Origin of the sequence: Thioalkalivibrio sp. ALJ21, assembly GCF_000378605.1 — a bacterium.
Taxonomy (GTDB): Bacteria; Pseudomonadota; Gammaproteobacteria; order Ectothiorhodospirales; family Ectothiorhodospiraceae; genus Thioalkalivibrio.
The window spans coordinates 302,684-315,768 of record NZ_KB905156.1 but is presented as its reverse complement, the minus strand read 5'-3'; the positions used below and the strand labels follow the sequence as shown (position 1 = coordinate 315,768).

General features: G+C 63.5%; 15 protein-coding genes. 5 read left to right on the top strand and 10 right to left on the bottom strand.

What is annotated here, in order from left to right; translation table 11 throughout:
- Nucleotides 1–5: 5 nt before the first annotated feature.
- The gene (locus tag F579_RS0107565; RefSeq protein ID WP_019023736.1) at nucleotides 6–1,184 is read right to left on the bottom strand and encodes a glycosyltransferase; all 1,179 of its coding nucleotides are present in this window, start codon (nucleotides 1,182–1,184) and stop codon (nucleotides 6–8) included.
- 180 nt (nucleotides 1,185–1,364) lie between these two features.
- On the opposite strand from F579_RS0107565, the gene F579_RS15035 reads away from it, so the two are divergent.
- Nucleotides 1,365–2,105 (top strand): hypothetical protein, encoded by a 741-nt coding sequence (locus F579_RS15035; RefSeq protein WP_231365762.1) that lies wholly within the window; start codon nucleotides 1,365–1,367, stop codon nucleotides 2,103–2,105.
- Nucleotides 2,106–2,116: 11 nt separating this feature from the next.
- Here F579_RS15035 and F579_RS15030 read toward each other — a convergent pair whose 3' ends face one another.
- The 6 genes from F579_RS15030 to waaF are packed head-to-tail and all read right to left on the bottom strand — an operon-like array spanning nucleotide 2,117 to nucleotide 7,794.
- Nucleotides 2,117–3,154 (bottom strand): glycosyltransferase family 9 protein, encoded by a 1,038-nt coding sequence (locus tag F579_RS15030; protein ID WP_231365763.1) that lies wholly within the window; start codon nucleotides 3,152–3,154, stop codon nucleotides 2,117–2,119.
- Nucleotides 3,155–3,157: 3 nt separating this feature from the next.
- The gene (locus tag F579_RS15025) at nucleotides 3,158–3,949 is read right to left on the bottom strand and encodes a lipopolysaccharide kinase InaA family protein (RefSeq protein ID WP_081616909.1); all 792 of its coding nucleotides are present in this window, start codon (nucleotides 3,947–3,949) and stop codon (nucleotides 3,158–3,160) included.
- 2 nt (nucleotides 3,950–3,951) lie between these two features.
- Nucleotides 3,952–4,773 (bottom strand): lipopolysaccharide kinase InaA family protein, encoded by an 822-nt coding sequence (locus tag F579_RS15020; protein WP_081616908.1) that lies wholly within the window; start codon nucleotides 4,771–4,773, stop codon nucleotides 3,952–3,954.
- The gene (gene rfaP, locus F579_RS0107540) at nucleotides 4,761–5,618 is read right to left on the bottom strand and encodes a lipopolysaccharide core heptose(I) kinase RfaP (RefSeq protein ID WP_026300997.1); all 858 of its coding nucleotides are present in this window, start codon (nucleotides 5,616–5,618) and stop codon (nucleotides 4,761–4,763) included. Before rfaP ends, F579_RS15020 begins: the two co-directional genes overlap by 13 nt.
- On the bottom strand, nucleotides 5,615–6,751 hold the full coding sequence (locus F579_RS0107535) for a glycosyltransferase family 4 protein (RefSeq protein WP_019023741.1): 1,137 nt from the start codon (nucleotides 6,749–6,751) through the stop codon (nucleotides 5,615–5,617). Before F579_RS0107535 ends, rfaP begins: the two co-directional genes overlap by 4 nt.
- Nucleotides 6,751–7,794, bottom strand: a complete 1,044-nt coding sequence (waaF, locus tag F579_RS0107530; RefSeq protein WP_026300998.1) for a lipopolysaccharide heptosyltransferase II — start codon at nucleotides 7,792–7,794, stop codon at nucleotides 6,751–6,753. Before waaF ends, F579_RS0107535 begins: the two co-directional genes overlap by 1 nt.
- Nucleotides 7,795–8,074: 280 nt before the next feature.
- Here waaF and F579_RS0107525 point away from each other — a divergent pair, with 280 nt between their 5' ends.
- The 3 genes from F579_RS0107525 to waaA are packed head-to-tail and all read left to right on the top strand — an operon-like array spanning nucleotide 8,075 to nucleotide 10,495.
- Nucleotides 8,075–8,674 carry a D-sedoheptulose 7-phosphate isomerase gene (locus F579_RS0107525; protein WP_019023743.1) on the top strand — a complete coding sequence of 200 codons (600 nt, stop codon included), beginning with the start codon at nucleotides 8,075–8,077 and terminating at the stop codon, nucleotides 8,672–8,674.
- The gene (locus F579_RS0107520) at nucleotides 8,671–9,216 is read left to right on the top strand and encodes a D-glycero-beta-D-manno-heptose 1,7-bisphosphate 7-phosphatase (RefSeq protein ID WP_019023744.1); all 546 of its coding nucleotides are present in this window, start codon (nucleotides 8,671–8,673) and stop codon (nucleotides 9,214–9,216) included. Before F579_RS0107525 ends, F579_RS0107520 begins: the two co-directional genes overlap by 4 nt.
- A gap of 13 nt (nucleotides 9,217–9,229) precedes the next feature.
- The gene (gene waaA / locus F579_RS0107515) at nucleotides 9,230–10,495 is read left to right on the top strand and encodes a lipid IV(A) 3-deoxy-D-manno-octulosonic acid transferase (RefSeq protein ID WP_019023745.1); all 1,266 of its coding nucleotides are present in this window, start codon (nucleotides 9,230–9,232) and stop codon (nucleotides 10,493–10,495) included.
- A gap of 27 nt (nucleotides 10,496–10,522) precedes the next feature.
- Here the strand turns inward: waaA and F579_RS15015 are convergent, their stop codons facing one another.
- Nucleotides 10,523–11,113, bottom strand: a complete 591-nt coding sequence (locus F579_RS15015; protein ID WP_081616907.1) for a SprT-like domain-containing protein — start codon at nucleotides 11,111–11,113, stop codon at nucleotides 10,523–10,525.
- A 28-nt stretch (nucleotides 11,114–11,141) separates the two neighbouring features.
- On the opposite strand from F579_RS15015, the gene F579_RS0107510 reads away from it, so the two are divergent.
- Nucleotides 11,142–11,579, top strand: a complete 438-nt coding sequence (locus F579_RS0107510; protein ID WP_018137963.1) for a hypothetical protein — start codon at nucleotides 11,142–11,144, stop codon at nucleotides 11,577–11,579.
- Nucleotides 11,580–11,609: 30 nt separating this feature from the next.
- Here the strand turns inward: F579_RS0107510 and rnd are convergent, their stop codons facing one another.
- Nucleotides 11,610–12,788: a ribonuclease D gene (gene rnd, locus F579_RS0107505; protein ID WP_019023746.1), complete on the bottom strand. Its 1,179-nt coding sequence runs from the start codon at nucleotides 12,786–12,788 to the stop codon at nucleotides 11,610–11,612.
- On the bottom strand, nucleotides 12,781–13,083 hold the full coding sequence (locus F579_RS0107500; RefSeq protein WP_019023747.1) for a DUF1244 domain-containing protein: 303 nt from the start codon (nucleotides 13,081–13,083) through the stop codon (nucleotides 12,781–12,783). Before F579_RS0107500 ends, rnd begins: the two co-directional genes overlap by 8 nt.
- Between the last annotated feature and the right edge of the window lie 2 nt (nucleotides 13,084–13,085).

Here is a 13,085-nt window from a genome sequence, read left to right as displayed (position 1 = left end):
GGCACCTAGATGCCATCAGGCTGAAGCGCTCGAGCTTGCATCATGCTCCCGCTCAGGGCGCCGAGTAGCTGATGTCGGAGCCCCTCCCGCGTGAATCGGGTCTCCGACTCCTCCCGCCCCTTCCGCCCAGCAGCGCATCGCTCATCCGGAGAAAGGCGGATGAGTTGGTCGAGGATCTCGGACAGCGCGGCCGGATCGCGGGGAGGGGCGAGGTAGCCGGTCGTTCCGAGGACTTCGGGTGTTCCGCCGCCGTGTACCCCTACGACAGGGATCTCGGCCGCCATCGCTTCGAGGAAGACTCTGGCGAAGTTGTCACCTTCGGAGGGCAGAACGAATACGTCGAACGCCTGCATGTACCGGTTGGCACCTGCTAAAAAGCCTGTGAACAGGGTGCGTGAGTGAATACCCAGATCTCTGGTCTCGGCATGAAGAGCTGCGCGCTCTTTTCCGTCGCCTATAATGACGAGTTGGGCCTGAGCGGCGTCTCGTGTCTGCAGCTTCGCAAAGGCCTTTAGTAGATCAGTGATGCGTTTGTAGCTGTCAAAACGGGCCACACAGCCGAAGACGAACTGGTCTTCATCCAGTCCGAGTCTTTCGCGCGCCTCCGTTTTCGACAGCATTGTCGTGCGCAGGCGGTGGGCGTCGATATAGTTATGGACGACGGAGATACTGTCTGTTGGATACCACGGCATGTTCGCGATGAAGCGATCTCTCTGCGCGTCGGTCAGGGTCAGTATGCCCGTGAGGCGCTTGCGGAAGGCTTGGTAGTAGCGCTGACGGCTTCTGGAATCCGTTGCGTAGTATCCGCGCAGCAGTGCGTAGATCGGGCGACCATGGCGAGCGATGACGCTGGCAAGTAGCAGACTCGCGACGCATTTGTATTGATCCCCAATCATGACGTCTGGTCGGTCCCTTCGCAGGATTCGCGCCAGGCGCCATGCGGTTGCGATTCGGTTCCGTCTGCTTGCCTTGTCGCTGAGACGCAGTCCGGTAACGCTGTCAGCTGGACAGTCAGACTGGTACTCCGAGCCGTCGCCGGTCAAGAAGCACAGAGTGAGGCGGGCGCCTGCCTCGCGGTAGACGCGAAAGTGTTCCCGGACGTTTGCACCCACATGGCCCTTTTTCTCCAGCACGATGAGGATATGCTGGTTGGCGAGGGGCCGTTCTTCTGGTGTATCGGTCATGACATCATGTAGTGGCTTGGTGGCCCGCTATAATCCGCGCGCTTTCGCGGGGGGTGCCGGGGCAGCGAGTCGTTATTGGGAGAGAACGTGCAATCGTCAACGCGAATGGATCGAACGCAGAGTCTACCATCTGGCGTTCGCGATCGGCTGTCCGAGCAACTCCGTACTCCGGCTATTCAGGTGGAGCGTCTGGTTCGCGAGGTATTTCTGGTGCGAGCCGGCCAGGAGACCCTGGTGGTCAAGAGAGCAGTTGATGCTGACAAGGAGGTCATCGTTAGCGAGGTGCTCTCCGCGCTGAAAGTGCCCGCTTTCCCGGTTCAGGTGATCGATGCTGGCTGGGTGGCCATGCCTTACAGCCCCGCAAAGTCCGTCGCTGCCATTGTCGATCGGGAGCCTGGCGGCCTTGAACGAGAGAAGCTGTTTTATGGCCTGGGGCAATCGCTTCCAGCAGCCTTCATTGCGGGAATGAAGGACCGCAATATGGACAATGTGCTCTTCGATGTCAGCCGCGGCCGTGCGATGCACCTGGATTATGCGGCCGCATTCGCTGAACCCCTCTGGCGTCGAACTCTTGCTGGCCACCGCCTGCTGGGGTACCTGTACCGGCGTTTGCTTCTGGACCCGCTAGTTCATCTCGATGAAGGGGATCCGGTGGAAGCTCAGCGAGCCTTTCTGGAGGGAGTTCGAGAAGAGAGTTCTCGGCTGGCGGCCATTCCGTTTCGCACCTTTCGGGGGGTGGCGTTTCGCAGAAGAGTGTATTGCACCCTGGGGCTGGCTCACGCCTCACGGATTCCACGGGTCTGGCCGCGGGCAGCCAGGTTGATCCAGCGAAAATACCTGCCCGGCATTCGACGCGCGGTACAAGAGCCGCTGCGAGAGAATTTGGTGAGTGGTGGCCACGCGCTTGGTCGAAGGACTTAAGGTTCTTCCAGCTACTTTGCAAAGCGCTTCTCGGAGAGGCGAATGGCGTTCACCACGTCATCGACCTGGACGCTGTCCATTCGGCGACCGTCGGCAAACTTCTTCTTTCCTTGTTCCGGCGGTATATGTTCCGTGCCGCGAACGATCAGGGCCCGGTTGGTTAGAGGGCCCCAGCGGACGGGATCCGTCGGCCCGAACAACGCAACAATCGGTGTGCCCGTTGCGGCAGCCATGTGCATGGGGCCACTGTCGTTGCCAATGAAAAGAGACGCGCGCTCGAAGAGAGCGATGAGGCTTCCAATGCCCAGTCGCTGCACCAGGTTGACCGGCGGGTCCTCGCACAGAGCCTGAACCTCCTGCGACGCTGTGCGGTCAGGCCCCGCACCGATCAGAATGGGCTGTTTCCCTTCGCGGCGTAATGTGTCGATTACCTGAGCATATTTCGGCAACGGCCAGTGCTTGTATTCCTTCCCTCCGGCTACATGCAGGCAGATCATCGGGCGCTCCGAGTCTATTTCGTGCGCACGCAGAGTCTCTTCAAGGTTTGCGTGGTCCGAAGACAGTGGCTCAAGCTTGGGCCATCCCCATTCCAGTTCGGGTACGACAGCTCGCCCTATGGCGCCGTAGATTTCGATGCGGTGTTGCATCCCCTCTGGCTTTGCTACGTGCTCACTGAAGCGCCGAGCATACGGTGCGCTGTCTCGACAGATTCGCCGTGGGGCGCCACTCATGGCTCCGAGCCAGCCCCCGCTGCCGCTGCCGCCGAAATCGAGGGCAATCGTGGGTCTTGTGGAGCGGACTGTATGGAGTAGCTTGATGAATCCGATGAAGTCCCTTGCCGGGCTGCCCGTTCTGGGCAGTGTGACAATCGGGCCCTTTAGCGTTGGGATCCGTTTCGCGAGTTCGGCGTGAGGTTCATGAATGACGAGGAGATTTTTCTCGTGTTGGGCCAGAGCAGAGAGGACCGGTGTGGCGACGAGAAAATTTCCCAGGTGCCGATCCAGCATGAGTTGTACAAGTCGATCTTGGTTTTTCACTTCGATGTCCAAAGCTCAGGTCAGGCTGACAGGGGGGCGACGATAGCGCTTCTGGTGCCGTTTGCTAATGACGGTGACGGAGCGGGCGACCGCGGGAAGAAGTCGTTCAACGGGAATGCCGCGAATCTTGCAATAACGGCCGACGAAGGACCGCGCCCAGCTTTGCGTCAGGCCAACCTCGAGCCCGTTAACGGCGAAACGGGCTAGGTCGCGGGCGAGATCCGCCCGGCGCGGCTGGTGATGAAACCGCGCGCCATCCAGGTCGGCGATGATGACGTCTCCTGTGGCTGAGAACAGCACGTTTCCCCACTTGAAATCACGGTGTACAACCCCCGCGTTGTGCAACGTGGCGATCGCTTGAGCGGCCTGTTCACTGAGTAGGGCCGCGTCCGGTAGCGCATCGTCTTCTAGCCATTGATTCAGGCTTGGGTGTTGGGGCAGAGCCTCGCAGAAGAACCAGCTTTCCGCCGAGCCGTCCAGGTAGGCCAGAGGTTTGGCAACCGGCGCGTTATGTCCTTTCAGGTAGTTCGAGAACTCCCAAACCCGGCGGGCACGGGAGCGAATGCCAAGATGCCCAAGAATCCGGTTTCTCCATCGGGATGGATACCGCTTGTAAAAGACAGGGTCGGGCGAGAAGTCCGAGAAAAGGAGCCCGCTCTCGGCCTGGGCATTGGTCTTCAGGCATTCGCGCCGAGCCCCGTCGAGTACGGGGTGCCCCGCCTGGAGCGCTTTCACGACAGGGTGGTCGGGATTGCCGGCACCGCAAAACCCGGAAGTTAGCCGGATGCTTTGGCTGTTCGAGTTCATTGCTATTTGGCTGAAAAACGCGCTTTGGAACCACCACGTCGTAGCCGTTCCTGGTGGCGCGCCTCGGTTGCCTGGGCAATCCGAATGGCAAGGTGGCGGAATGCGACCCGCCCCATGCCGCGCTGTGTTGCATAGTGGCTCAGAAACCGAACACGACTGGTTCGAGGCAGAAAAGACGGATGAGTCATGTTGAGTTGGACCAGGTTTTTCTGGCCGTCACATGGTCTGCCATGTTTTTTGCTTCTTTCGTTGTCCAGGAACACCAACCGTCCGGTTGCGGAGGGGGGTGACACGAGGATATTCCCAAGTCGGAGGTCGCCATGGGTCCATCCGGACTCATGGAGGTGAGCAACGGTTTCTGCGAGTCGGCGGTGAACAAGATGACGGTCCGCAATGGCCAGGAACGGTTCCCCATGGCGGGAAGTGATCAGGTGTGAAAGGCTGGCCCCATTGATGTCCTCCATTACCAGGCACTCGTTCACCCCGATCCAGCCATAGGCGAGTGCGCGTGGTGTATCGAAACCATCTTCACTCATTTGGCGCCCATGCCGAATGGCCCGCATGCCGCGACTGCCCCGGCCGATGGACTTGACGGATTCCCATGGCCCCCTTGGAAGAAAGATCTTTATTACAACTGCCTGACTTTGCCACTGGCCGCGCGCGACGCGGGCCTGCGCCGAGCTGTCCAGGACGGTCCAGCCCGCCTTTGGTTGGTTTTCCAGGAGGGTGAGGCCGGCGTTCTTCAGGTCTTCGTCAAGAGGGGCGACTCCTTTCACGCTTGAACCTCGCCCGATGCCTGCGAGCCATTGCATCAGCCATGACATGGGAGGCGCCCGTGTTCTTTGCGGTATTGCGTTCGGGCTCGCTGTGCCACCCGAGCCCAGAGCGTGTGTCTTTCCAGCAAGGTGGCACGGAGTCTGGTGCCATGATAGAGGCGCATGAAACGGAGGATATCTCGTGGCTTGAGGCCGATATCCATGGCGGAGAAGTACAGACCTCCGAGATCCTTGATTTGCGCGCGGGCCGGCAGGCGGGCGTGGAACTGAACGCGGTGCAGATCCATCAGGTGCAGGCGCGGCGGGATGCGGCCGGACCGGATGGCGTTCTCGTTCGAGTTCAGGTCGAGTCGGAAGTGGCACAGGTAGAAGTCGCGGTGATTCATGCCGCTCCCGTGTAGGGTGCGGGCAATGCGGGCGACCTCTCGGGTCAACTGCAGGCGAAAGGCGAAGGCCGGTGGCTGTTCGGGCCAGCTCAGGCATTCCTGTTCCAGGGTGCGGGTGCGCCCCAGGTCGCGGGTAATCACGAACGAGCGTTCCCGTGCCGGGTTCAGTCCGCGCCGGATGCCGAATGCGACTGGAGGCGTGGTCGGGATGCCGAGTTCCTGCAGGCGGTGGATCGCGCGCCATTCAGGGGCGGCGCCCAGAACCGGGATGCGGAACTGGCTCAGCTTGCGCAGGATGCGTCGCCACGGCATGCCGTTGTGCACCTTGGCGAAGTAGGGCTGCCCGCCCAGTTCGAAACGGAACGTGCGCCGCCCGTCGACGTTGCGGACGACCTCGCCATCCAGCGCCATGGCCTGCTCGAAGGGGTCACCCGGGCCGTAGCGTGCGGTTAGCGCCGCGTGGAAGGCATCGTCCATCACCAGTTCATTGCGCCTGAGCACGCTCACGCCGCCACCTCGCCATAGCGGGGGCCTTCGATGACCCGTAGCGCGTGCTCGGCGCGTGCGCCGAGTTCGGTGCGCTTGCTGTAGCGCAGGGCCGCATCACGCCAGGCCTGCAGTTTGGGCTGGCTCAGCATGCGGGCCAGGGCGGCGTCCATCATGGGCTGCTCGAACGGCGTGGTCAGCACCTCACCACAGTTGGCGCGCTCGACGTGGAAGGCGTATCCGCAATTGGCTGTAACCAGGGCGGGCAGACCGGCCGCGATCGCCTCGACGATCGCGGTCCCGGTGTTCTCCTGGTAGGCGGGGTGCAGAAGCAGGTCGGCTGCAAACAGGAAGTCGGCCACGTCGTCGCGGCCCTGCAGGAAATGCACCTGCCTCGAGACACCGAGACTTCGGGCCAGTCGCATCAGTGGGGCCGCACGCCCCTTGCCCAGTACGTATAGCGATGCCTGTTCCCGCATGCCGTCCGGCAGGGCGGCCAGCGCCCGGATGCTGCGGTCCACACCCTTGCGTCGGAAGTCCGACCCAACCATCAGGAGCATGAGCGAGTCGTCCCCAAGGCCGAGCTGTTTGCGAAGAGCGCGCCTTCGTTGCGGGGTGTCGGCATTGGCGAAGCGGTCAGCCGAGACATACGGTGGCATCAGGTGGAAGCGGTCCTCGGGAGTCGCATACCAGCGCTGGAACAGGGGCTTCTCGGCCTCGGATAGCAGCAGGATGTGGTTGTTCGCCTCGGTGCGAAAGACCGCCCGCTCAAGGGCCGCATGTACGCGGTAGCGCCCGGAGAGGCGATAAAACTGGCTGCGCGCCTGCGCCCGTTCGATGAAGCAGGGGTCTGCGTTGTAGTAGACATCCAGCCCGGGAAGCTTGTTGAACCCGACGATGCGATCGGGCTGTAGTGCCTGGACCTCCGATTGAACGCGGCGGGCGAAATGGCGATAGCGTGTGTGGTTGCGCCAGCCAGGCACCCGCAGTACATGCAGCTTCAGGTGCGGGTGCTCCGGGATCCAGCCCTCCCAGGCGAGTGTGAATACGTCGATCTGATGGCCGCGCTCCAGGGCGAGCTCGGTGATTCGGCGGAAGTTGCGCTGCAGCCCGCCATGCGGGAAGTACTTGAACAACACGAATGCGAGATGCATCAGTGCCTCTCCGCATGCAGGGCGTCGGCGGCCTCCAGTACCTGGTCGGGCGTCAGCTTGCGCAGGCAGTTCAAATGCCCCAGGGGGCACTCGCGCTGAAAGCAGGGGCTGCATTCCAGACCTAGATGCAGGATGCGCCGGCGGGAGGTTAGCGGCGGCGTGTAGCCAGGGTCGGAGGACCCGTAGACAGCGATCACCGGGCGGCCAGTGGCCGCCGCAATGTGCATGAGACCCGAGTCATTGGTGATGACCAGGTCTGCGCAGGCAAGCAGGTCAATCGCCTGGCCCAGCTGCGTGCGCCCGGCCAGGTCTGCGCAGCCCGGGGCGGCCTCCGCAATCGCCTGGGTCACTGGGCGGTCCTTCTGCGAGCCGAACAGCCAGACCTGCCATCCTGCTGTCAGGCGGGCCCGAGCAATTTCTGCATAGTGCTCGGCAGGCCAGCGCTTGGAGGGGCCGTACTCCGCGCCGGGGCAGAGTGCCAGGACCGGTGCGTCCTGATTGCCCAGTCCCAGTGCAATGCGTGCCTCGTCCCGACCGCGTTCGGAGATCACCAGCCTGGGTTCCGGAATCGGGGGCGGTTGTGGTGCATCCGGGGCGTGCCCGAGCGCGACGAACCGATCGACCGTGCGATACAGGCGCTGACGGTCCAGTGGGCGGATGTCGTTGAGCAGGCCGTAGCGGAACTCGCCGCGGTAACCGGTCCGTCGGGGTATCCCGCTGGCGAAGGCCGGCAATGCCGCCTTTGCTGAACGCGGCAGTACGATCGCCTGCTGATAGTTCGCGCCCCGTAGTGAACGCCCTAGATGCCAGCGCCGGCCGAGTGCAAGCTCCCCGTGGCCCACAGGCAGCGGAATGGGGCGGCGCACCTCGGGCATGCGCTCCAGAATCGGCAGGCTCCACGCGGGCGCAATCACATCCACAGCGGGTGCGGGTTCGCGTTGCTTGAGCGTCATGAACAGGCTCTGGGCCATCACCATGTCACCCACCCAGGCCGGGCCGACCACCAGGACAGCCGGGATGTGGGCGCCGCTTGAACTCAACACGATCCCCCGGCCAGCACGAAAGCACACCCGGTCGCCCCCGGGGCTTGCTGGGCGGCAGGGGCCGCGGAACATGGGGCAAGGCTGCCCGGCATATGGCTTGCAGCTGGCACGAAACTCGGACTGGCGCTGAGAAACATTCCCAAATTGTACATGGCCCTGTGATACCGCGACGTGCGGTTGCTTGTGGCCTCGAGGATACGCGGTGTACTTTGCCCAGCATTGGCGGGCGTGCCCCGCTGACCTTTTACATTGTTCAGTGTTTCCCTGGCGGAGAGCGCAAGTGCGGGAAGGAATCATCGAGGAGCTCACGGCGGCCAGCCGGCTGTTCGGGCGGCTGGCGGAGGACCGGGCGTTTGTAGCCGAGGTCGAGACGGTTGGGCAGCGCTGGCTGCAGTGCATCCGCGAAGGCGGCAAGGTGCTGCTGGCCGGTAATGGCGGCAGTGCGGCGGATGCGCAGCACATCGCGGCGGAGATTGTCTGTCGTTATCGGGCGGTGCGCCCGGGTGCGGCGGCGATCGCGTTGACGACCGACACCTCGGTGCTGACGGCGATCGGCAACGATTTTGGCTACGAGCATGTGTTCTCGCGTCAAGTCGAGGCGCTGGGGCAGCCGGGTGATGTGTTCGTCGGGATCAGCACATCCGGGCATTCGCCCAATGTGCTCGAGGCCATCGGGATGGCGCGCAAGCGTGGGCTGGTCACCGTTGCCCTGACCGGCGAGAAGGGGCTGCCAGAGGCACATCCCGCAGATCATGTGCTGCGGGTGCCCGATGCCGCTACCGCGCGGGTGCAGGAGGTCCACGGGCTGATCGGGCATCTGTTGTGCGGGATCGTCGAGGATGCGCTGGTGGCCGATCAGGAACGTTCGGGGTCGGCGTGAGTGCGCGTGCCCTGTTTCTCGACCGCGACGGGGTGATTAATGTCGACCATGGCTATGTGCATCGGCCCGATCAGGTCGAGTTCGTCCCCGGCATCTTCGAGCTCGTGGCAGCCGCCACTGCCCGTCAGTGGCCGGTGGTGGTCGTCACCAATCAGTCCGGGATTGGCCGCGGCTACTACGGTGACAGCGATTTCCGCCAGCTGACGGACTGGATGCGCGAGCGCTTTGCCGAGCGCGGAGGCCGCATCGAGGCGGTCTACCATTGCCCCCATCACCCCCATGATGCGCAGCCCGACTATCGTCGCGCCTGTCCGGATCGCAAGCCGGAGCCGGGCATGCTGCTGCGAGCGCGGGATGACCTGGATCTGGATCTACCAGCTTCGGTGCTCGTAGGGGATCGCCCATCCGATCTCGAGGCGGCGCGGCGCGCCGGCGTTGGCGCCCGATTGCTGTTTGATCCCTTGGGGACGGAACCGCTGCCCGCTGAAGACGGAGACATCCGTATCCGCACCCTGCCCGAGGCCATTGCGTGGCTCGGCTGAGCTGCTAGCCGCGATGCGCCATATTTTTTATACGGCCCTCCTGCGACTGGCTTCTCCGGCCTTGCTCGCGCGGCTGGTGCGCCGCGCCCGGGCGAACGCGGTACCGGTGGCCCGCTGGCGTGAATGGCTGGGGGCCGGGGAGTCGCTGGCCCCCGGCTCCATCTGGCTCCATGCCGCCTCGGTGGGTGAGGTGGAGGCGGCGGTACCGCTCGCACGTGCCTTGCGCAGCCGCTATCCGGGGCGTGCGCTTCTGATGACGACCACGACACCGGAGGGAGCCGCCCGGGTGGAATCGGCCCTCGGGGGCGATGTCCAGCACGCCTATCTGCCGCTGGACCTGCCCGGGGCCGTTCGCCGATTCTTGCGGCGGACTCGTCCGGTTGTCGCGCTGATCGTGGAGACCGAGCTCTGGCCCAATCTGTATCGTGCCTGCGACCAGGCCGGTATTCCGCTTTGCGTAGTGAGTGCGCGGCTGTCGCCACGGTCGCTGAATCGGTACCGGCGTCTGCAGCCACTGGTGCGGGAAACCCTTGCGCGTGTCGAGAAGGTCCTGGCCCAGGACGAGTCGGCCGCCCGGAGCTTTCGCGAGCTGGAGGCGCCGCACACGCGCGTCCAGGTGATGGGGAATCTGAAGTTCGATCGCGCATTGCCGCCCGGCCATGAGCAGGCGGCGGATCTGCGTGCGTCCGTTGCGCCTGAAGGCGTGCCGGTCTGGGTGGCGGTCAGTACGCGGGAAGGCGAGGAAGAGGCCGTGCTCGAGGCCCATCGCGTGGTGCGCGAATCCTATCCCGACGCCGTGTTGCTCTGGGTGCCGCGCCATCGCGATCGCTTTGATGTGGCTTTCGAGGCGGCCAGGCAAGCCGGGTTTTCTGTCGGGAGGCGCACGCAATGTCCGGGGCCGCCACTTGATGTGCTGGTGGGCGATACGATCGGCGAGATCGGGGCCTATCTGGGTGCTGCGGACGCCGCTTTTGTCGGGGGCAGCCTGGTTCCCCTGGGGGGGCAAAATGTACTCGAGCCCGCCGCACTCGGACGGCCGGTGCTTGTAGGGCCCAGTACCGAGCATTTTACATTTGCCGTCGAGCGCCTTGAGGAGCGAGGCGCGTTGTGGCGTGTGCAGGATGCCGAGGCGCTGGGCCGCGCCGTCGCAGACCTGCTGGGAGACTCCGAGCGTCGGAGAACCATGGGTGATGCGGCGCGCACGGTGATCGAGGAAGGGCGTGGCGCAGTGGAGCGCGTCCTGGTCGAGTTGGAAAGCCGGATGCATGATGCGCGCTGACCGTCCCGCCAGGCTTTGTATGGATCTTTATTTCTCCTGCCGTAGCCGCTGTCCGCACTCTCGGCATTCATAGCGGTATCGGCGCCGCTGAATCAGATAATGCCGACGCGCACTCAGCGCGTGGGCCTGGCAGGCGCAACGGTAGGTATAGGTCCTGACGTTTCTGCCTTTCAGGGGGGTGCTGTGCGTAACGCGTGGCTGGCAGCCGAATGCTTCCATCCAGGCCCGCCATTCCGGACCGTGCGGGCGTACGCGGCGTAACCCGAACGTCCGGTACACGAGTGAGTGCGCCACCTCGTGGGCGACGGTATCCGGGAAGTGTGAATCCCAGTCCTGACAGAACGCCTCGGGGTTGAACCGTAGCTGCTCGTGCCCGTTGCGCAGCCGCCATTGTCCGGCGGCTTTGCCCCGCAGGTTAAAAAGAACTTCGGGGGTCGTGTTCGACTGTTCCGGGCGCGCCTTGATGTAAAAGTCGCACACCTTTTGTCGGATTTTCGATTCCTCTTCGAGTGTTAGTTTATTTCTCGGGTCTTGTAATTTACTTCCATTTTTATCATATTCACCCGTGCAATATGTGCCGTCCAGGGCGTGCGAGGGGTTGGAAGCCGTTCTGGTCATTGAGAAGTTCCGAACGAGGAGACGAGTAATGAGTCTGGATAGCAAGAAGGCCTCCGAACTTTCCGCCGAAGAGCTGTATGCACTGGCCCGTCAGCGGGAAAAGGAAGAAGCCGAGCGCCAGGACGCCGAACGCCGCAAGAAGCGCGAAAAGCTGATGGAAAAGCGCAAGGAGATGATCGCGCGTCATCGCAAGGAACTCAACGAGCTTGAGCGCCAGATCCGTGAGCTGGGTGGTCGTGTCGGTCGTGCTGGTGGTGGTCGCCGTGGTGGCCGGGGCGGCAGCTCGGTCAGTCAGCAGCTGGTCGAGATCGTAGCGGAGAAGTCCGAGATGGCCACCAAGGAGATCAAGGAGCGTGCCGAGAAGGCCGGCCTGGATACCAAGAACATCTCGCAGACGCTGGCCTATCTGAAGCGCCAGGGCCGTTTGAAGTCGCCGCGTCGCGGCGTGTACAAGTCCGCCGCGTAAGCTGTTTTCTACTGCGAACGATTGCGGTGGTTATTCCGCCGCAATCGTGTCGTCGCTGGCCGGTTCCATTTCAAGCCCCCCGCTCGGGCTGCAGACCAGGCGGCTCTCGCCGCTGAACCAGCGCTGGATGGTCTGACCCGCGATCTCCCGGCGCCATCCACTCGCCAGGCGGCCATTCGTGCCGTCGCTCTTCAGCAGTTCGATCACATCTTTGCGTTGCGCGATCGCTGCGGCGCTGATCTGGTGTTCGCGTGCACATTCGCGCAGCAGCGCCATGCCGATATCGACCAGTACCTCTTCACGCTCGTCCAGGCGTGGTTTCTCCGGCAACTGCGGCCATTGTTCGCGCGGCAGGGCCTGTCCTTCGCTGATGGCGGCCAGAAGCGATTCAATGTGTTCCGGCTTCATCCCGCCGGGGAACTGGCGCAATTCGCGCAGGCCCTGGGCATCGTCGGGTGTGCGGCGGGCGATATCCAGCAGGAGGTCATCGGACAGCACCCAGCGCCGGGGACGATTGCTGCTTTGCGCGGTACGCTCGCGCCAGGCCGCGACGCACTTGAGTACCGCGCGCTCTTTGGGCTTCAGCCGCTTGACGCCCGATACGCGCTGCCAGCTTTGCTCCGGGTCCGGTTCGTACAGGGCCGGATTGCTGAGCGCCTCCATCTCCGGGCGCAGCCAGTGCATGCGGTCGTGGGTATCCAGCTCGTGCAGCAGGCGGTTGAACAGTGTCGCGAGGTGGCGGACGTCGTCGGCGGCATAGCGGATCTGGTCCGCGCTCAGAGGGCGCCGGGACCAGTCGGTCCGGGTCTGGCTCTTGTCGAGATCGCGATCGAGCACGTTCTTGACCAGGTTGGCATAGCCGACCTGCTCGCCGTAGCCGAGCATGCTGGCCGCAATCTGGGTGTCGAACACAGGGCTGGGCACAAATCCCAGCTCGCGATACAGCAACTCCATGTCCTGCGAGGCGGCGTGGAAGACCTTGGTAATGCCCGGGTCCCGGAACAGGGGGGCGAGCTGCTGAATGTCGAGACGCAGCGGGTCGATGCAGGCGAGCTGATCCAGCGTGGCGGCCTGCACCAGGCAGAGCTGCGGGTAGTAGGTCTTCTCGCGCAGGAACTCGGTGTCCAGCGCGATCCAGTCCGTCCCGGCGATGGAATCGAGGAACGCCTGCAGGGCCTCGGGCGTCTCGATCAGCCCGTGGTCATGCATGGCTCGATTTCTGGCTCGCCTCGAATGCCGCCTTCTGCTCGGTGGTTGCTTCCTTCTGGTAGCGCTCCTTCCATTCGCTGTAGGGCATGCCGTAGACGATCTCGCGGGCCCCCTCGTAGTCGATCGACTCACCGCGTTCCTCGGCCGCCGCGACGTACCACTTGGACAGACAGTTGCGGCAGAAGCCGGCGAGATTCATCAGGTCGATGTTCTGCACATCCTTGCGCTCATCAAGATGCTGCAGCAGCCGCTGGAATACGGCGGCCTCGATTTCGGTGCGGGTCTTCGGGTCCATGG